Annotated in this window: 17 protein-coding genes; 3 read left to right on the forward strand and 14 right to left on the reverse strand. The window is 74.4% G+C overall.

The window, feature by feature from the left end; translation table 11 throughout:
* Positions 1–113: 113 nt before the first annotated feature.
* Positions 114–611 (reverse strand): ArsR/SmtB family transcription factor, encoded by a 498-nt coding sequence (locus ACLQ2X_RS12795; RefSeq protein ID WP_425681217.1) that lies wholly within the window; start codon positions 609–611, stop codon positions 114–116.
* Positions 612–690: 79 nt separating this feature from the next.
* Between ACLQ2X_RS12795 and ACLQ2X_RS12800 the strand changes: the two genes are divergently transcribed.
* Positions 691–1,644: a S41 family peptidase gene (locus ACLQ2X_RS12800; RefSeq protein ID WP_425681218.1), complete on the forward strand. Its 954-nt coding sequence runs from the start codon at positions 691–693 to the stop codon at positions 1,642–1,644.
* Between the two features lie 6 nt (positions 1,645–1,650).
* Here ACLQ2X_RS12800 and ACLQ2X_RS12805 read toward each other — a convergent pair whose 3' ends face one another.
* The 7 genes from ACLQ2X_RS12805 to ACLQ2X_RS12835 form a co-directional block, all read right to left on the reverse strand.
* A complete protein-coding gene (locus tag ACLQ2X_RS12805) occupies positions 1,651–3,153 on the reverse strand; it encodes a hypothetical protein (RefSeq protein ID WP_425681219.1) in 1,503 nt (500 codons plus the stop codon).
* Complete coding sequence (locus ACLQ2X_RS12810) at positions 3,150–4,220, reverse strand: hypothetical protein (protein WP_425681220.1); 1,071 nt, start codon at positions 4,218–4,220, stop codon at positions 3,150–3,152. Before ACLQ2X_RS12810 ends, ACLQ2X_RS12805 begins: the two co-directional genes overlap by 4 nt.
* A 271-nt stretch (positions 4,221–4,491) precedes the next feature.
* A complete protein-coding gene (locus ACLQ2X_RS12815; protein WP_425681221.1) occupies positions 4,492–4,725 on the reverse strand; it encodes a zinc-ribbon domain-containing protein in 234 nt (77 codons plus the stop codon).
* 85 nt (positions 4,726–4,810) lie between these two features.
* On the reverse strand, positions 4,811–5,641 hold the full coding sequence (locus tag ACLQ2X_RS12820; protein WP_425681222.1) for an SRPBCC domain-containing protein: 831 nt from the start codon (positions 5,639–5,641) through the stop codon (positions 4,811–4,813).
* A complete protein-coding gene (locus ACLQ2X_RS12825; protein ID WP_425681223.1) occupies positions 5,634–6,194 on the reverse strand; it encodes a helix-turn-helix domain-containing protein in 561 nt (186 codons plus the stop codon). The genes ACLQ2X_RS12820 and ACLQ2X_RS12825 overlap by 8 nt, the downstream gene beginning before the upstream one ends.
* Before the next feature lie 87 nt (positions 6,195–6,281).
* The gene (locus tag ACLQ2X_RS12830) at positions 6,282–7,625 is read right to left on the reverse strand and encodes a class I SAM-dependent methyltransferase (RefSeq protein WP_425681224.1); all 1,344 of its coding nucleotides are present in this window, start codon (positions 7,623–7,625) and stop codon (positions 6,282–6,284) included.
* Positions 7,622–9,007: an FAD-binding oxidoreductase gene (locus ACLQ2X_RS12835; protein ID WP_425681225.1), complete on the reverse strand. Its 1,386-nt coding sequence runs from the start codon at positions 9,005–9,007 to the stop codon at positions 7,622–7,624. The genes ACLQ2X_RS12830 and ACLQ2X_RS12835 overlap by 4 nt, the downstream gene beginning before the upstream one ends.
* Before the next feature lie 83 nt (positions 9,008–9,090).
* Between ACLQ2X_RS12835 and ACLQ2X_RS12840 the strand changes: the two genes are divergently transcribed.
* Positions 9,091–9,375, forward strand: a complete 285-nt coding sequence (locus ACLQ2X_RS12840; protein WP_425681226.1) for a DUF427 domain-containing protein — start codon at positions 9,091–9,093, stop codon at positions 9,373–9,375.
* Between the two features lie 57 nt (positions 9,376–9,432).
* Complete coding sequence (locus ACLQ2X_RS12845) at positions 9,433–10,143, forward strand: RICIN domain-containing protein (protein WP_425681227.1); 711 nt, start codon at positions 9,433–9,435, stop codon at positions 10,141–10,143.
* 28 nt (positions 10,144–10,171) lie between these two features.
* Here ACLQ2X_RS12845 and ACLQ2X_RS12850 read toward each other — a convergent pair whose 3' ends face one another.
* The 6 genes from ACLQ2X_RS12850 to ACLQ2X_RS12875 all read right to left on the reverse strand — a co-directional run bounded on the left by ACLQ2X_RS12850 (position 10,172) and on the right by ACLQ2X_RS12875 (position 17,278).
* Positions 10,172–10,657 (reverse strand): hypothetical protein, encoded by a 486-nt coding sequence (locus ACLQ2X_RS12850; protein WP_425681228.1) that lies wholly within the window; start codon positions 10,655–10,657, stop codon positions 10,172–10,174.
* A 102-nt stretch (positions 10,658–10,759) separates the two neighbouring features.
* The gene (locus ACLQ2X_RS12855; RefSeq protein ID WP_425681229.1) at positions 10,760–12,712 is read right to left on the reverse strand and encodes a vWA domain-containing protein; all 1,953 of its coding nucleotides are present in this window, start codon (positions 12,710–12,712) and stop codon (positions 10,760–10,762) included.
* Between the two features lie 2 nt (positions 12,713–12,714).
* Entirely contained in the window at positions 12,715–14,214 is a 1,500-nt protein-coding gene (locus ACLQ2X_RS12860) for a magnesium chelatase (RefSeq protein ID WP_425681230.1), read from the reverse strand.
* Between the two features lie 70 nt (positions 14,215–14,284).
* Positions 14,285–15,316, reverse strand: coding sequence for a hypothetical protein (locus tag ACLQ2X_RS12865; RefSeq protein WP_425681231.1), 1,032 nt, complete (start codon positions 15,314–15,316; stop codon positions 14,285–14,287).
* A gap of 76 nt (positions 15,317–15,392) precedes the next feature.
* Complete coding sequence (locus ACLQ2X_RS12870; RefSeq protein WP_425681232.1) at positions 15,393–16,043, reverse strand: response regulator; 651 nt, start codon at positions 16,041–16,043, stop codon at positions 15,393–15,395.
* On the reverse strand, positions 16,040–17,278 hold the full coding sequence (locus ACLQ2X_RS12875) for a histidine kinase (RefSeq protein ID WP_425681233.1): 1,239 nt from the start codon (positions 17,276–17,278) through the stop codon (positions 16,040–16,042). Before ACLQ2X_RS12875 ends, ACLQ2X_RS12870 begins: the two co-directional genes overlap by 4 nt.
* Between the last annotated feature and the right edge of the window lie 29 nt (positions 17,279–17,307).

Raw genomic sequence — 17,307 nt, forward strand, 5'->3', positions numbered from 1 at the left:
AGGTGGCGCTCCGGCTTTCTTCCAGACGTGCACCCTCGACGATGAGGACCGGATGACGGACGGCGCAAGCCTAGTCAGCGCCGGGGTTGGCCGCCAGGGTCGAGGACTGTCGGTCACCTGACCTGGCGCGGGTGCCGGTAGAGGGAGACCAGGACGCCGTAGCGCGCCTGACCGGGTGGCGCCTCCTCGGCTTCGCCCACCAGTTCGTCCAGGGTGGACCGGAGGCGCTGCGCCTGTGCCGGGGTGAGCCGCAGGTGCCGCAGGTGCATCAGCGGGTCGGGGTCGCCCGCGAGTTCCTCGGCGAACGCGCCGAGCAGGGCGGCGGTGGCGGCGCTGTCGGTGCCGACGCCGGTGAGGCGGCGGAAGGTGCGTTCGTGGTAGCGCTCGGTGCCGCCGCGGACCTGGCGACTGTGCGCCGGGCGGACCATGCCGGCCTCGGTCAGCACCCCGAGATGGTGGGCCACTGTGCCCTTCGCCGCGCCGAGCCGGGCGGCGAGCTGGCTGAGCGTGGCGGGACCGGCCCCGAGCGCGAATAGCAGCCGGTGCCGGAACGGATGGGCCAGTGCCTTGAAGTGAGCCGCGGTGCGGATCTCCATGGGGTCGTCGGTCACCGTTAAAGCGTCTAACTCTCTTGACGCTTTTGTCAACCGACTGGTCTACTGCCCTCCACCACGAGAACGGGGAACACACATGGATCCAGACGAGATCACCGGCATCGTCGAGCGGGCCGCCGGCCTGGTCGCCGACCAGTACGTCCTGCCCGACGTCGCCGACCGGGTCGCCGCACACCTGCGTGAGCGCCTGAGCGCCGGGGCGTACGCCGGGGCGGGTGACCCGGCCGCGCTCGGCGCGCTCGTCACCGCCGACCTCCAGTCGGTGAACAGTGACCTGCACCTGCGGCTCAAGCACCACGAGCAGCCGCTGTCCGACAAGGCCGACGACCCGACCGAGGAGCACTTCGAACGCCTCGCCGCACTCGGCATGGGCGGCGTGACCCGGGTGCAGCGGCTACCCGGCAACGTCGGTCTGCTGGAGATCCAGCCGTACGTGTTCCCGCCCGACCTGGCCGGTGACGCGCTAACCGCCGCGCTGCGGTTGCTCGCCGGCACCGACGCGCTCCTGCTCGACCTGCGCGGCAACGTGGGCGGCAGCCCGGACGGGGTGGCGCTGCTCTGTGGCTGGTTCTTCGCCGAGCCGACACACCTGCACACCATGCACGAACGCTCCGGCGTCACCCGCCAGTTCTGGAGCGCCGCCTGGCTGCCCGTCCCCCGATACGCGCCGGAGAAGCCGGTGCACGTGCTCACCGGGCCGGCGACGTTCTCCGGGGGCGAGGAACTGGCATACGACCTCCAGCAGTTCGGCCGGGCCACCGTCGTCGGCACGCGGACCCGGGGCGGCGCGCATCCCCGGATCGGGCACCGGCTGCACCCGCACCTGGAACTGACATTGCCGGTGGCCCGGCCCGTGCACGCAGCGAGCGGCACGAACTGGGAGGGCCGCGGCCTCACCCCGGACGTGGAAGCCCCTGTCGACCAGGCATGCGACGTCGCGTACCGCAGGAGCCTGGAGGCACTGCTGGCGGCCGACCCGGACCGGCCGACGGCGGCCGAGGCGCGGACAGCTCTCGCCGCCCTGAGCTGAGCCCGGTCAGGCCCAGTCCTCCGCGGGGGCCGGATCCTCGGGCGTGGTCGTGCCCGGCGGCCCGCCGTGCGTCCACGGTGTCTCCTCCGCCGCCGGGAACGCGCCGCCCGGCAGGAAACCGTCCGACAGGCTGGTCAGGCAGACCCGCTCCCCCACCTCGGGCACGCTGCCGGGTGTCGCGGTCAGGCCGCGTCCCATGCCGCCGGACAGCTCCAGCACCACCTCGGTCTTGCCGTCCGCGGCCGGCGTCACGAACACCACCTTCGCCTTCTGCCCCGGCCGGGCCGGCGAGAACAGCGTCGCACCGACCGGCGTCGACACCGGCTCGGTGGTGACCACCTGGATACGCGGACGCAGCACCGGCCGCCTGCCGGTGTCGTCGACCCGTTTCGGGTCGGCGAGGGTCACCTCGCCGACGAACGCCTCACCGGTCAGCCGGTACTCGGCCATCACCAGCGGATCGTCGTAGGCGCGCTGCACCGCCCACGCGGTCGACGCCCGCTCCAGCCGCTGCAACCGCAGCGCCGCCGCCACCGCGCCGTCGCGGCGTGGCTGCGGGCCACCCCCGGCGTCCACGTGCTCGGCGTACGCGGTGAATGCGTCCCGGTCGCCGGCCCACCGGCCGGTCACCCGCACACCGGGCGGCAGTATCCGCAGCAACCCGACGCCGCGCCACATCAGCTCCCAGGTGGGCGCGAGCTGGCCGCGCAGCAGCCCGGCGAGTTCGTCGTACGCGGCGGCGCGGGCCGGCGGGTCGTCCCCGGCCCGGCCGTACGCCTCGATCGCCGGGGCGAGCGCGTGGTTGTCGAAGTCCGGGTCGGTGGCCGGCCCGGCCGGCGGGCACCGCGCCGGGTCCTCGGCGCGGACCGCCGCCTCGGCGCCGGTCAGCCCGGCCGGCGGGTCGAGCCAGCCCAGCACCGCCGGCAGGTGCAGGTCCTCCACCGCGCTCTGCCCGGTCGCCCAGTGCAGCGTCAACGCCTCGGTCAACGCCAGCAGGGCCGACGAGCCGGGCTGCTCGGCCCGCTCGGCGAAGAACGTCAACCAGCGGCCGAGCAGCGGCACCGACGGGTGCACCGGATGGTCGCCGTCGACCCGGCGGAACCGGGTGGAGCGGCCGAACAACCGCAGGAACGTGATCCCGGCCGGATTCGGCACCAGCAGTTGCGGCGCGTCGACGTACCGGTGGCGGACGTCGCGGCCCCGGTCGACCGGCACCGCCTCGGTCAGGTCGCGGAACTCGTCCAGGTAGGCCAGCACGATCCCGGCCAGCTCGGCGGCGAACGCGAACCGCTGGTCCCGGTTGCGGGGCTGCGGCACCACAAGCAGCCGTGCCGCGTCGGGCGCGGTGCCGACCATCGCGGCCAGCGGGGCGTTCGCCTCACCGGCCAGGGCGAGCGGCACCAGCACCAGCGGCCGGTCGGACAGGTGCAGGTGCCGCACGGTGGCCACCGGCTGGGCCCGCCCGGTGGCGACCGCCTGCGCCCGGGCCAGCGCGCGCAGCGTACTCACGTGGGGTTGCCGGCGAGGGCGTCGGCGCGCAGGCGCGCGGCGGCCCGCAGCAGCGCGGCCACCTCCTCCTGCTCCGGGTCGGGCGCGCGGTGCCCGTCGGCGAGGGCCAGCACGTCGGCCACCTCGACGACGCCGCCGAGCGCCTCGCGGACCGGCCGGCCCAGCACGCCGGTCTGGCCCCGCGCCTCGTGCCGGCAGAAGTAGGCCAGCTCGCAGGCGGCCAGGCAGTCCGGCGCGTAGCGGGCCGGCACCTCGTGCAGCGCGGCGGCCAGCGCCTCCGGGTCCGCCGCCGGGTCGGCGGTGAAACCGGACGGTACGGCGGCCAGCAGGTCGTCGACCCGGTCCATCCGGGCCAGTTGGCGGCGCAGCACCAGCAGCTGCCGACGCACGTCGAGCAGGCTGGCCACCGGCCGGTTGGCGAAGTCACGCGGGCAGACCAGCACCACCTCGTGCGAGACACGTTCCGGGTCGTGTCCCTCGGCGGCGAGCAGCTCGCGTAGCGCCAGCACGTAGACGGCGGACTGGATCGCGGCGGCGGCGACCTTGCCCGGGTCGGCCTGCCCGTCGATCACCGGAAACGATTTGATCTCCACGACGTGGAACCGGCCGGCGAGCCGCGCGGCGACCAGGTCCGGCTCCAGGTGCACCCGCCGGCCGGCCACGTCCAGGCCGAGCAGCGGATGGTCGAACAGCGCCGGGCCGTCGCCGCCGGCGGTCAGCGCCACCCGGGACCGTTCCGGCCGGTCGCCGTCGGCGCCCAGATCCGTCCAGGTCGCGCCGGCCGGGACCGGTACGCCGAGCCGCTCGGCCACCAGGCGCAGCAACTCCACTCCGCCGTCGGCCTTGACCTGCGCCTCGAAGGCGTTGCCCCGGGTGATCGCGAAGCGGGACTGGCCGAAGCGGGCCGGGAAGCCGAGCCGCTCGGCGAGCGCCGGCTTGTCCGCTCCGGCGCTGTCCAGCACCGCGCGGCGGGTGCAGCCGGGGTTGCCGGTCAACGCGGCGATGGTGCGGGCGTTGTGCCGCCGGGGCGGCCCCCCACCCCGGATCTGCGCCAGCCGCTCCTCCATGATCCCCCACCATAGGCGTAAGGAAGGGCCCCTTGTTAACGCCTCCGGTAGAGGAAGGGCCCCTTATTAACACTCAGGCGGACCGCCCCGGTCAGTGGCCGGCGGACCGGTTCCAGGGCGAGCGGGGCGACTGCGCGCCCGCGACCGCCCGCCGTCGGCGGCGGTGCCGGCGGCCGGGCGTGCAGGGCGGCCGCGCGGCGGTGTGCACCGGTACGGCGGACGGGGCGACCGGCTGCCGCCCGATCAGCCAGCAGAGGAAGCGGGTCACCGGTCAGCCGACCGGAAGGCGCTGGGCCTCGGCGCGCGAGATGTCGTACTCGGCACCGCAGAACGTGCACTGCTGCGCGTAGCGGGTGCGTACCGGGATGAGGGGCACGAAGAAGAGGCTGAACTTGGTGGCCCGGCGGGTGATCACCTGGGCGGCCTGGTTGCCGCAGTTGCGGCAGACCTGGGTGACGACGCCGGACCGGTCGACCTTGGTGCGCAGCCCGAAGATGAAGAACATCGTCCGGCAGTACCCACTAGGCGTCCGTGTTAAAAGGGGCCCCCTCCTCTACCGGAGGCGTTAAGAGGGGGCCCCTCCTTACACGTCAGGGGAGCCAGATCGGCTGCCAGTCGGGGACCTCGTGGAAGCGGCGCAGCTCGACCAGACCGGCGACGTTGCCGCTCCAGGCCGCGTACGGCGGGTTGCCCTCGTCGAAGCCGGACTGCACGAACGTCAGCTTCGTCCGGCCGTCGGACTCGGCCAACTCCCAGGTGGTGATGCCGACCGGCCCCCAGTCGACGGACATCGCCCGCCCCGGCGTGACGTCGAGCACCTTGGCCACGAAGCCGTCGTCGAAGCCGCCCATCGCGTACCGGCCGCCGGTCCAGGGTTCGATGCCGATCGGGTAGCCGAACCAGGCGCTGGCCTGCTCGGAGTCGGTGAGCGAGGTCCACACCTGCGCCATCGGCGCGTCGATCAGCATCTCGCCGCGCAGGTCGGCGGAGGTGAAGTCGGTGCGCGGCAGCGGCGGGCGCCCTTCCAGGTGGGCGGCGAGGTTGGCGATCGCCAGCGCCCAGTACGTCTGGAGCACCCCACGGATGCTGCTGCCACTCATCGCCTCCTCGAAGCTGAAGTGGCTCTGCCGCAGCGTGAGTATGGTGGCGTCGCCGTCGGGCTCCAGCTCGAACTCGGTGGTGGTCTCCACCCCGTCGAGCGTCCAGGCGAAGCGCAGCGTCCGGTCGTCGGTGTGCAGCAGCCGCTGGTGTGGCGCGTCGCCCTCGGGTGTGTAGCGGCCCCAGAACTCGTACCGCCGGGGCAGGTCGACCTCGGCGTCTTCGGCGAGCCACACACGCAGCTCGGCGGGGTCGATCAGGGCGCGGCGGACGGTCGCCACGGGGGCGGCGAGGCGGGCCCGGACGGTCATCGGCTCAGTCATGCGTGTCGCCTTTCGGGTAGCAGGCCACGGCGAGCTTGAAGGCGTCGCCCTCGGTGCCGCCGTAGCGCGTGAACAGGTCCTGAAGCGTGGTCTGCAGGTCGTGCAGGAACTCCTGCCGCCGTTCGGCGGGCACCCGGATCTCGCCGGAGACGCCGACGGACGGCAGTTCGGGAGCGGTGCGGTCCAGCCCGGCGATGTCGGCCTGGACCTCCTCCATCAGGTCGAGCAGGTAGCCCAGGCTCAGTTCGTCGCGCGCGCGGCGGGTGCCGCCGATGCGGCCGACGAGGCGAGGTGAGAGCCAGTAGGAGCGGGCGGCGGCCTGGTAGATGCCCTCGGTGATGCCGCGCACCTGACGCTGCGCCACCCGCTCGGCCAGCCCGGCCGCGACCAGTTGCTTGACGTGGTAGTAGACGCGCTGCGGCGTCTGGTCGAGCCGGGCCGCGACCTCGGTGCAGGTGCGGGGTTCGGCGAGTTGCCGCAGCACCTCGATGCGCTGCGGCTTGAGCAGGGTCTCGGCCTGCTCGCGTTCTTCCAGGTACAGGACGTCTCTCATGGCAAAAACAGTTTGTACGTACAAAACTTCTTTGTCAATCAGGTCGACGAAAGGCCGCGCGGTGGCGCGGCCTTTCGTCGGTACGGGTCAGGGCGTCCAGTCGGGGCGCAACGGGTAGCCGTCGGCCCCCTGCGCACCGTTGTGCGTGGCCAGCACGTGGTGCAACTGGATGCCGTTGCGCTCGAACGCCAGCCGGGAACCGGCCATGTAGAGCCCCCACACCCGGGCGGTGCCCGGCCCGACCTCGCCGACGCAGAAGTCCCAGTGCGCGACCAGGTTGCGGCACCAGCCGGCCAGAGTCAGGGCGTAGTGCCGGCGCAGGTTCTCCTCGTGGTGCACCTCGAACCCGGCGTCGTGGAGTTCGCTGATCAGCCGGCCCGGCCCGGCCAGCTCGCCGTCCGGGAAGACGTACCTGTCGATGAACGCGCCGGAACGGTGCGGCGCCCGGTTGTCGGCCCGGGTGATGCAGTGATTGAGCAGCCGCCCGCCGGGCTTGAGCCGCGCCCGCAGCGCGCCGAAGTAGGCCGGGTAGTTGCGCACCCCGATGTGCTCGGTCAGCCCGATCGACGAGACCGCGTCGAACTGCTCGCGCGGCGCGTCGCGGTAGTCGAGGTGGCGCACCTCGGCCAGGTCGCCCAGCCCGTCCCGTTCGATCGCGGCGCGCGCCCACTCGGCCTGCGCCCGGGACAGGGTCACTCCGAGCGCCTTCACGCCGTACTCCCGGGCCACGTGCCGGACCATGCCGCCCCAACCGCAGCCGACGTCCAGCAGCCGCATCCCCGGCCTGAGCGCCAGCTTGCCGGCGACCAGGTCGTACTTGGCCCGCTGCGCCTCCTCCAGCGTGTCACCCGGGCTGTGGAACACCGCGCAGGTGTACGTCATGGACGGGCCCAGCACCTTCTCGTAGAAGGCGTTCGACACGTCGTAGTGGTGGGAGATCGCGCTGCTGTCCCGTACCCGGGAGTGGCGCAGCCCGCTCAGCACCCGCCGCCAGCGCGGCGCCGCCTCCTGCGGCGGGGGTGGTGGCGGCCGCAGCCGCTCCCAGCCCAGCCCGCGCACCAGCGCGAGCGCCTCACCGACCGCCGGGGCCCGCAGCGGAACCTCGTCCTTGAGCACCCGCAGCGCCTCGTACGGGTCGCCCGGGTGCACGCCCGTCAAGCCCAGGTCACCGCTGACGTACGCGCGGGCCATGCCCAGGTCGCCCGGCGCGGTGAGCAGGTAGGACAGGCCACGTTCGGTGCGGATGTCCAGGGTGATCCCGGCGTCCGCGGGGCCCACCGCGCTGCCGTCGTAGCCGGTGACCCGGATGGGCAGGTCACCGGTGGTCACCGCGCGGACCACGTCCGCCACCCTCGGTGCGGTACGCCGGCCGCCCGTGGGCGGCCCGGCCGGGGCGCTCGCCGCCCCCGGTGTGCGGTCGGTCAGACTCATGCTCGCGTTACCGCCTTCTCGTAGAGTCCGGTGAGTCGGTGGTCCGGGTCGTAGCGGTCCTTCACGGCGCGCCAGGTATCCCCGCCGTAGAGCCGGTTGAACGCCGCCCGGTCGTAATACGCGTCGGAGTAGAGCGACTTGTGGCCGCCCGACTCCGACACCATGCGCTCGATCCTGCGGTTGACGTCGCCGTCGGCGGCGCCCGCCGCGATCGGCACGCTCCCCCAGAAACCGATGTTCACATACGTTTCGCCTGGTCGGAGCGGATATAGCAGCCAGGCCTTCGCCGACCCCGCCCCGGCCGGCTCGCGCAGCCGCAGCGGACACAACCACACCGGCGTCATGCCCACCTCCCCCGCGAACCAGTGCAGGAACTCCGCCGTGCGGCCCAGCGGGATCTCCACGTCCTGCACCACCCGCTCGCGCGCCGGCCGCCCCCGCCACCGGTCCACCCGGGCGGCCACCCGGTGGCGGTGCTCCAGCCGCACGATCCGGTGGTAGACGTCGCTGCGCCGGTAGCGCCGGGGCCACAGCCGGCGGACCACCGGGTGCTGCGCCCCGAACGCCGACGAGCACCAGAACCAGTCGGTGTCCCACCGCCACAGGTAGTCGTACGTGGTGAGCGTGTCGCGGGTGCGGCGACGCAACGAGCGGTAGTAGATCTCCTGCCCGGTGTAGTCGGAGGGGCCGCCGTCGGCCTCGTCGGAGAACGCCCCGAGCACCAGGTAGGCCTCGCCGGGGCTGAACACCACCCCGTCCATGGCGTCGACCGGCTCCCCGCCCCAGGCGCCCTTGGCGACCACCTCGGCGACCGCGTCCACCAGCTCTTCCAGCCGGGTGAACCGGATGTTGCGCAGGGACACGTACCGGCGTACCGGTTGCAGCTCGATGCGCAACCGGGTCGCGTACCCGAGGCTGCCGAGCGAGTTGGGGAACGCGCGGTGCAGCTCGGCGTGCTCGCCCCGGGGCCGGGTGGTGACCACCTTCCCCGCGCCGGTGAGGACGTCCATCTCGAGCACCGACTCGTGCGGCAGGCCGTTGCGGAAGGAGGTGGACTCGATGCCCAGCCCGGTCACCGCGCCGCCAAGCGTGATCGTGCGCAACTGCGGCACCACGAGCGGCATCAACGCGTACGGCAGCGTGGCGTCGACCAGATCCTCGTAGGTGCACATGCCCTGCACGTCGGCGGTGCGGGCGGCCGGGTCGACGCCCAGCACACCGGTCAGGCCACGCACGTCCAACCCCGGCGTACGCGGCGCGGAGCGGGGCCGGAAGAGGTTCGACGTCTGCTTGGCCAGCCGTACGGGGTCCCCGGCGGGCACCGCGGCGTAGGAGCGCCGCAGTGCGTCCACCGCCCGTTCATGATCACGGACAGCGCGCATGCGATCACCCTACGCCCGGGTACGACAAGTTCGTGGGATGTCCACGGTGGTCGACACGCGGAGCCCGACATAGCGTGGAGGACATGCCGAAAGCCGTCTGGAACGACCTCGTCGTCGCCGAGAGCGACGACACCGTGCTGGTGGAGGGCAACCACTACTTCCCCCGGGCCGCCCTGCGCGACGACCTGCTGCGTGAGTCCGACACCCACACGGTGTGCCCGTGGAAGGGCACCGCCTCCTACTACACGCTCGAACACGGCGGCGCCACCAGCCCGGACGCCGTCTGGTACTACCCCGAGCCGAAGCCGGACGCGGAGATGGTCCGCGACCGGGTGGCGTTCTGGAAGGACGTCCACGTCGTCGACTGACGTCACCGCCCGCCGGGGCGACTGGCCCCGGTGGCCCCGGTGGTTCAGGATGCCACCATGGCCGACCCGCACACCGACCCGCCCGGCACCGTCTACGGCGCCCGCCGCCCGAGCGGCGTCCGGCTGCCGCAGGACCCGCTGATGCGGACCGCGTTGGGCGTCGCCACGGCCGGCGTACTCCTCGGGGCGTTCTTCGCCACCGGCGTGCTCGGCGGCGGGACCGACCGGCCGGTGGTGCCGGCGGCGGCCGTGCCGAGCCCGCCGGCGAGCGAGCCGACCACCGCCCCACCGACCACGGCCGCGCCCAGCCCGACGCCACCCTCGCCGAGCCCCGAGCCGACGCAGGCCGCGCCGGTGGCCACCCCGAAGGTGGTCCGCGGCGTGCCGTCCGGACGCTGCCTCGGCGTGACCGGCGACGAGGCCGAGGGCGCGCAGGCCGCACTCGCCGACTGCACCGGCGGCCCCGAGCAGCAGTGGGTGGTCACCCCGGTCGCGCCCGAGACCTACCTGCTGGTCAACGCGGCCAGCGGCAAGTGCCTGGACGTCAACGAGGCCAGCACCGACGACGGCGCGGACGTGCAGCAGTGGTCCTGCAACGGACAGGGCAACCAGCAGTGGAAGTTCCAGCCCGCCGGCGGCGCGGTGCTGCTCGTCGCCGTGCACAGCGGCAGGTGCGCGCAGGTCGACGACGCGGGCACCGAGGCCGGCCGGCAACTGGAGCAGGCGCCGTGCGGCGGTGCCCCCGAGCAGCAGTGGGCCGTCGGCTGACGGTGCGCCACGCCCACCGACCCGACGGTCAGGCGAGGTGCGGTTGGCGGCGCAGCGCGCGGAGCTGGGCCAGATGCATCGGCAGATGGACACGGACGTGCAGGTCCAGGGTCCGACCCCAGGGCAGCGCGTCGTCCACGTCCAGGTCGAAGCCCTCCCGCAGCACCGTCTCCACAGGCGTCTCCACCGCCGGTCCGAGCTGGTCGGCCAGCGCACACAGCCGCCGGCTGGTGACCCGGAACAGGGCGGCCAGCCCGTCCAACCCGCCGCACTCGGACACCAGCGCGTCCAGTTGCGGACGGTGGATGGTGTCCAGGTCGTAGTACGCGAACGGCGAACCGGCCAGGACCGCCTCGGTCGTCTCACTCATCAACTCGTCGTTGGCGGCCAGGTGCGCGACGACCTGCTCCGCGCTCAGGTCACCCTCCGCCGGCGGCCCGAAGCCACCCGCGTCGATCTCGGCGAACAACTCGTCGTACGCCCGGCGTAGCGCCGGGGCGTCCACCTCGTCCATGCCCGCATCCAACCCCCGCCGCCGCTGCCCGCACCCCGGCTACCCCGCCCGGTTCACCCGGACGGGTCCGCCGGTGGCGGCTCCCGGAGCCGGCGGGCCGGGTCAGCGGCGACCGCGCCGGGCCCGCAGGTAGTCGGAGACCACGTACTCGCCGAGGTCGTCCAGGTCGGGGGTGAACATCCGCCCCCTCGACCGTCGGGCCACCGCGTCCACGAACCGGCGCAGCCCCGGGTCGTCGCCGAGCATGAACAGGTTGAGCGTCGCGCCGTACCGGGTCAGCCGGTCCACCTCCCGGATCGTCGCCGCGATCGTCTCGGGCAGCGGCGGCCAGTGGAAGTACGCCGCACCGTCGTCCGGGTCCAGGTGCGCGGTGGGTTCGCCGTCGGTGACGACCAGCACCACCGGCTCCGCGCCGGGGTGGCGGCGCAGGTGCCGGCCGGCCAGCCGCAGCGCGTGCTGGAGGTTGGTGCCCTGCTGCATGTCGGGTTCCACCGCCGCCAACTCCTGCTGGGTCAGCGGCATCGCCTCCCGCCCGAAACCCACGATCTGCAACGCGTCCTGCGGGAACCGCGTGGCCATCAGGTGCGACAGGGCCAACGCGGTCTGCTTCATCGGCCCCCAGCGGCCCTGCGAGATCATCGAGTACGACAGATCGACGCAGAGCGCCACCGCCGCCGACGCCCGCCGTTCGGTCTCCACCACCTCGAAGTCCTCGACGGCGAGCGGCACCGGCACCGTGGGCCCGGCCCGGCCCACCGCGCGGGTGAGCGTGCGCACCACGTCCAAGGGCTGCTCGTCGCCGTACTCCCAGGGCCGGGACGCGCCGCTGACCTCACCGGCGGCACCGGCCGAGCGCAGGTCGTGCTGGCCGCGCGGCCCGGCAGTCAGCGCGCCGAAGACGCGTCGCAGGGCGGTGCCGGCGAGCCGCCGCAGCGCCTTCGGGCTGAGCGTCAACCCGTCCGCGTCCCGGGTCACCCAGCCCTGCCGGCGCAGTTCCCGCTCCAGCTCCCGCAACCGGCGTACGTCGTCGGCGGCCTCCCGGCCGAGCGTCCGGGTGACCGCCTCGACGTCGACGTCGTCCAGGGTGGCGCCGGGCTGGTCCTGGTCGAGGGCGTCGAGCAGGTCGTCGAGTTCGGCGATCTCGTCAAGCGCGCCGGTGGCCTCGCCGTAGCCCAGCGGCTCGTCGCCGCGGACCCGTTCGCCGCGCTGCCAGTTCAGGTCCGGCCGCAGCGACCGCAGGTGCGTGTCGAGCTGGGACAGCTCACCGGTGAGCCGGTCGCCGAGGGACTGCCGCATGAGGCCGGCCAGTTCCTCGCGCTGGCGGTCCGACAGCGACCGCATCAGCCGTTCACCGGCCGCCGCCCGCCGGGCCAGCACGTCGACCAGCTCGTCGACGTCGCGGGGTTGCTCCGGGAAGAACTCGCCGTGCCGGCGCATGAACTCGGCGAACGCGTCGGTGGTGTCCTCCGAGCGGGCGTGCCGGGCCAGCAGTTCGTTGAGGTCGCGCATCATCTCGGCGAGCTGCCGTTGGGTGGCCGGGTCGGCGGCGGCCCGCGCCGCGTCGCGCAGCCCGGCGAAACGCTGCTCCAGCACGTCGCCGCGCAGCCCGTCGAGGATCCGCTGGTAGGTCTGCCGCGCCTCGGCGCTGGCCCAGTCGTACCCCTGCAGGTCGGCCACCGCCCGGGCGGTGGAGCGGGGCAGGTTGTCCAGCACGGTCTCGGCGAACCGGGCGTCGTCGCCGTCGCGCCCGCGCAACTCGTCGCGTTCGGCGGCGAGCGCCTGGTCGAGCAGCGCCCGCGCCCGGGTGACCGCGCCGTCCAGGTCGCCCCGGCGCAACGCCTCCCGGCGCAGCCGGCGGGCCCGGGCGGCCAGGTCGTCCAGGCCGCCGCGCCCCTGTGGACCGCGGCGCAGCAGTTCGCGCAGCGACTCGCGCAGGCTGCCGCCGGCCAGGACCTCCGCCCCGACCGCGTCGACCGCGGCGCGCACGTCGTACGGCGGGGCGAGCGGGTCGGGTCCGCCACGCCACTGGCCGTACCGGAAGCGGTTGCCGGCCATGGTCAGTCCCGGTCGCCGTACACGGTGCGCCCGCTGTCGGTGACGTCCTTGCCCAGGCGGCGGGTCAGGTGCAGCCCTTCGAGCACGAACTCGATGCCGGCGGCGGCCTCCTCCGGGCTGGGCGCGTCGCCGAGGCCGAGCCGGTCGAGCGCCTTGGCCAACCCCGGTACGGTGCCGACCTGGCGCAGCAGTTCCACCGCGGAGACCAGTTCCCCGGTCTCGATGACACCGCCCTCGGCGACCAGCGCGGTGAAGCCGGACAGGTCGACCCCGGCCAGCCGGGCGCGGAACGTCTCGGCGGTGGCGGTACGCAGCAGGTGCGCGAGCACCTCGGTCTCGCGTCCCTCCTCACCGCTTTCGAACTCGACCTTCCCGCGCAGCGTCGACGTCACCGACACGGTGTCCCCGATGCGCGCGACGGGCACGTCCGGGACGGGGTGGGCCCGGTCGACGCCGCCGGGCGTGGCGTGCCCGGCACGTGCGCTCCCGGCACCGGCGAGCAGGCCGGAGCGGCGCAGCGCGGCGGCGGCGACGGTCTCCGCGGCGGCGATGGCGAACCGGGCGGAGACACCGGAGCGCGGGTCCACCGATGGTGACTCCCGCACCGCCCGGGCGAACCGGGCGAGCACCTCCAGCACGTGCTCCGGGACGGTGGCGACCAGATCGGCCTCCTGCCCGACCAGCGCCAACTCCAGTTCCAGCTCCAGCGGGTAGTGGGTGCGGATCTCCGCGCCGAAGCGGTCCTTGAGCGGGGTGATGATGCGGCCCCGGTTGGTGTAGTCCTCCGGGTTGGCGCTGGCCACCAACAGCAGGTCCAGCGGCAGCCGCAGCTGGTAGCCGCGGACCTGGATGTCGCGTTCCTCAAGCACGTTGAGCAGCGCCACCTGGATCCGCTCGGCCAGGTCGGGCAGCTCGTTGACGGCGAACACGCCCCGGTTGGTGCGCGGCACCAGCCCGAAGTGGATGGTTTCCGGGTCGCCGAGGGTGCGGCCCTGGGCGAGCCGCACCGGGTCGACGTCGCCGATCAGGTCACCGACGCTGGTGTCCGGCGTGGCGAGCTTCTCGCCGTAGCGCATCGACCGGTGCAGCCAGCCGATCGGCAGGTCGTCGCCGGCCGATTCGACGAGCGCGCGGGAAGCCGGGGTGAGCGGGCGCATCGGGTGCTCGTTGAGCACCGAACCGGGAATGACCGGGGTCCACTCGTCGAGCAGCGCGCCGAGCGAACGGATCAGCCGGGTCTTGCCCTGCCCGCGTTCGCCGAGCAGCACCATGTCATGGCCGGCGAGCAGCGCCCGCTCGACCTCGGGCAGCACCGTGTCCTGGTAGCCCACGATGCCCGGGAAGCGGTCCTCGCCGGTGCGCATCCGGGCGAGCACGTTGTCGCGCAGTTCCTGCTTGACCGTGCGGTACTGATGGCCGGTCGCGCGCAGCGCCCCGAGCGTGGTGGGCAGCTCGGCGGGCGGGGTCGCGGGAGCCTGGTGGGGAGCGGTCACCCGACCCACGCTAGCTCAGAAATCCCGCACCGCCCGGGGGTCGGCCCCGCCCCGTGCCGGGTCGACCCCCGGGGGCGTCTCAGGGGCGGCGGCGGAGCTGGTACGCGTACGTGGCGGCGGCGAGCGCAACCGCCCACACCGGCCACAGCACCATCGGCAGCACGCCCGCGTCGCCGGCACGGACCATGTCGGCGAACTGCGGCGCGGCCAGCACGTCGAGGCCGGCGGCCAGCACGGCCAGCGCGACAAGCCCGGCCGGGATCACCGCGAGGAGCACCGGCACCCGCCGGCCCGCCAGCCCGGGCAGCCAGCGCGGGAACCGCTCACCCCACCGGGCCACCAGCCCGAGGGTGAGCACCGCGCCGGCCACGGCGAACAGTCCCAGCCCGGCGCCCACCCAGATCGCGCCGTCGGCCCGCATCTCGGCGAGCGCCTCCTCCGGCATGCCCAGCGGGATGCCGGCCAGCCAGGCGAACCGGGTGAGCGCGTAGAGGACCGGGATGGCGGCCGCCGTCCACGCCGCCCACCGGCCCCACCTGGCCGCCGAGCGGGGCGAGGTCCAGCCCGGGGCAGGCCCGAGGGCGGTCCGACGACGCCAGCGCAGCAGCGCGGCGGCCAGCAGCATCCCGCCGGCCAGGGCGACCAGCCGGGCGAACAGCGGCCAGGTGAAGACCTGCGCGTAGTCCACCGGCGGCCAGCCGAACGGCGCACCGAGGATGAGCATCGGCGCGTATCCGAGCAGGGCCAGCACCCGCATCCCGGGCACCGCCACCGCCAGGGTCAGGGCAACCGTAGCCGCGTAGGCGGTGATCGGGGCGCGCAGCGACCGGGGTGGCCACCCGGCCGGGCCGGTCATGGCCAGGGCGGCGAGCGCGCCGGTCAGCAGCACCGCGGCGAACACCGACGGACCGGCCGAGGCCGGCAGCAGCCGGAGCAGACCGGTGGCGCCGTCGGCGTCCGGGGCGTTCGCGCCGAACGGGTAACCGGCGCCGGTGCGCGCGGACAGCAGGGCGAGCACACCCCAGCCGCCAAGCCAGGCGGCGGCGAGCGTGGCCGTCGGTTCGGGCCGGATGCGGTCCCGCCGGGCAGGTGCGGAGGTGTTCGTCGGCATGTCCTCAGCCTCGCCCGGTGGGCCGCGCGTGCCCTCCCGCCCGGGGGTGGACCCGCTCCCCCACGGGAGGGACGGGTCAGCCGGCCGGGACGACGAAGCCCGACTCGTAGGCGGCGACCACCGCCTGGGTGCGGTCCCGCACCCCGAGCTTGGCCAGCACGTTCCCGACGTGCGTCTTGACCGTCTCGACGCCGACGACCAGCCGGGCCGCGATCTCCGGGTTGGACAGGCCGGCGGCCATCAACCGCAGCACCTCCGCCTCGCGTTCGGTCAGCCGGGCGGCGCGCAGCCGGTCCCCGCCGTGCCGCCCGTACGCGCCCACGAGCTGCCGGATGGCGGCCGGGAACAGCAGCGACTCGCCTGCCGACACCACCCGGATCGCCTCCACCACCTCGCTCGGCCGGGCCCGTTTCAGCAGGAAGCCGCTCGCCCCGGCGCGGAGCGCCTCGTAGACGTACTCGTCGTTGGCGAACGTGGTGATCACCAGGATGCGCGGCGGGTCGGCGGAGGCGGCGAGCAGCCGCCGGGTGGCCTGGATGCCGTCGACGGCCGGCATCCGCACGTCCATCAGCACGACATGTGGCCGCAGCTTCGCGACGAGCGGCGGCACCTGCGCCCCGTCCGTCGCCTCGCCGACGACGCGCAGGTCCGGCTGGGCGTCCACGATGGCCCGCAGGCCGACCCGGATCAGTTCGTCGTCGTCGACGACCAGCACGTCGATGCTCACCCGGTCTCCCCTCGCGGCGCGGGCACCGTGGCCCGGACCCGCCAGCGGTCCCCCTGCGGGCCGGCGTCGAGGCGCCCGCCGAGCAGCAGCACCCGTTCCCGCATGCCGTCCAGTCCGCGCCCGCCACCGGCCGGGCCACCGCCCCGCACGGTGTTGACCAGCTCGATCTCCAACCCTTGCGGCGGTACGGCGACCCGCAGCGTGACCGGCCCACGGCCGTGCCGGGTCGCGTTGGTCAGCCCCTCCTGGACGATCCGGTAGCCCTCGCGGGACACCACGGCGGGCAGCGCGTCCAGTGCCCCACCGACCTGGGCGTCGATGACCAGCCCGGCGGCCCGGGCGGTGGCGACCAGCTCGTCCAGCCCGGCGAGTGTGGGCTGCGGGGCGGTCGGCCGCCCGGCGTCGCTCTCCCGCAGCAGCCCGAGCACGTGGTCCAGGTCGTCCATGGCGCGTCGGCTGGTCTCCTCGATGGCCCGCAGCGCGCGTCGGCTGAACTCCGGGTCGGTGTCGAGCAGTTCCCGGGCCGCGCCGGCCTGGAGCGTCGCCACGGTGAGCGCGTGACCGACCGAGTCGTGCAGCTCCCGGGCCAGCCGGTTGCGTTCGGCCAGCCGCACCGCGCGGGCCTCCAGCGCGGCGATGCGTTCGGCCTGGGCCGGGCCGAGCAGCACCGGGGCCATCGAGGCGGCGAGCGTGCCCAGGCCGGCGACCGCGTAGCCGAGCGCGACGAGCACGACGAGCCCGGCCAGGCCGGCCCGGACCGGGTGCGCCGGGTCGAACGGACCGACGCGCCCGTCCGCCACGGCGCCGGTGTCCACCCCGACAAGTCCGGCGGCGAAGACCAGCGCCATCGGGAACGCGCTGACCGCGGCGAACCACACCGCCGCGCCGGTGCCCAGGTGCAGGGCGATCCAGAGCGCGGCGCGCAGCCGGGCCTCCCGGTCGATCCGGTGTCCGGGCGTGGGCTCCGGCAGGTCGACGGCGAGCAGCGCCCGGGCGGCGGCGATCTCCAGCGCCCGACTGCCGGACAGGAACACCGGCACCACGGCCAGCGCGACGCCCACCAGCAGCAGCCCGACGCCGGGCAGGCGGGGCACCCCCGAATGGGACAGCAGTTGCGCGAACGCCACCGCCAGCAGGGCGTACGGCAACGCGAGCACCCCGCCGAGCAGCAGGAACACGGCGCGTCGCCAGGTGCTGGCGCGCGCCAGCGGCGCGAGCGCAGCCCGGACCGTCACCCGGTCATTGTCCCGCCCGTCGAATCTCC

Source organism: Micromonospora sp. DT31 (assembly GCF_049841795.1).
Taxonomy (GTDB): Bacteria; Actinomycetota; Actinomycetes; order Mycobacteriales; family Micromonosporaceae; genus Micromonospora.

Coding starts and splice junctions, on each gene's coding strand:
- ACLQ2X_RS12855 (WP_425681229.1), bottom strand. CDS start 12,712: ATGGCCGGCAACCGCTTCCGGTACGGCCAGTGGCGTGGCGGACCCGAC.
- ACLQ2X_RS12835 (WP_425681225.1), bottom strand. CDS start 9,007: ATGCGCGCTGTCCGTGATCATGAACGGGCGGTGGACGCACTGCGGCGC.
- ACLQ2X_RS12850 (WP_425681228.1), bottom strand. CDS start 10,657: ATGGACGAGGTGGACGCCCCGGCGCTACGCCGGGCGTACGACGAGTTG.
- ACLQ2X_RS12830 (WP_425681224.1), bottom strand. CDS start 7,625: ATGAGTCTGACCGACCGCACACCGGGGGCGGCGAGCGCCCCGGCCGGG.
- ACLQ2X_RS12825 (WP_425681223.1), bottom strand. CDS start 6,194: ATGAGAGACGTCCTGTACCTGGAAGAACGCGAGCAGGCCGAGACCCTG.
- ACLQ2X_RS12800 (WP_425681218.1), top strand. CDS start 691: ATGGATCCAGACGAGATCACCGGCATCGTCGAGCGGGCCGCCGGCCTG.
- ACLQ2X_RS12810 (WP_425681220.1), bottom strand. CDS start 4,220: ATGGAGGAGCGGCTGGCGCAGATCCGGGGTGGGGGGCCGCCCCGGCGG.
- ACLQ2X_RS12865 (WP_425681231.1), bottom strand. CDS start 15,316: ATGCCGACGAACACCTCCGCACCTGCCCGGCGGGACCGCATCCGGCCC.
- ACLQ2X_RS12840 (WP_425681226.1), top strand. CDS start 9,091: ATGCCGAAAGCCGTCTGGAACGACCTCGTCGTCGCCGAGAGCGACGAC.
- ACLQ2X_RS12845 (WP_425681227.1), top strand. CDS start 9,433: ATGGCCGACCCGCACACCGACCCGCCCGGCACCGTCTACGGCGCCCGC.
- ACLQ2X_RS12815 (WP_425681221.1), bottom strand. CDS start 4,725: ATGTTCTTCATCTTCGGGCTGCGCACCAAGGTCGACCGGTCCGGCGTC.
- ACLQ2X_RS12820 (WP_425681222.1), bottom strand. CDS start 5,641: ATGACTGAGCCGATGACCGTCCGGGCCCGCCTCGCCGCCCCCGTGGCG.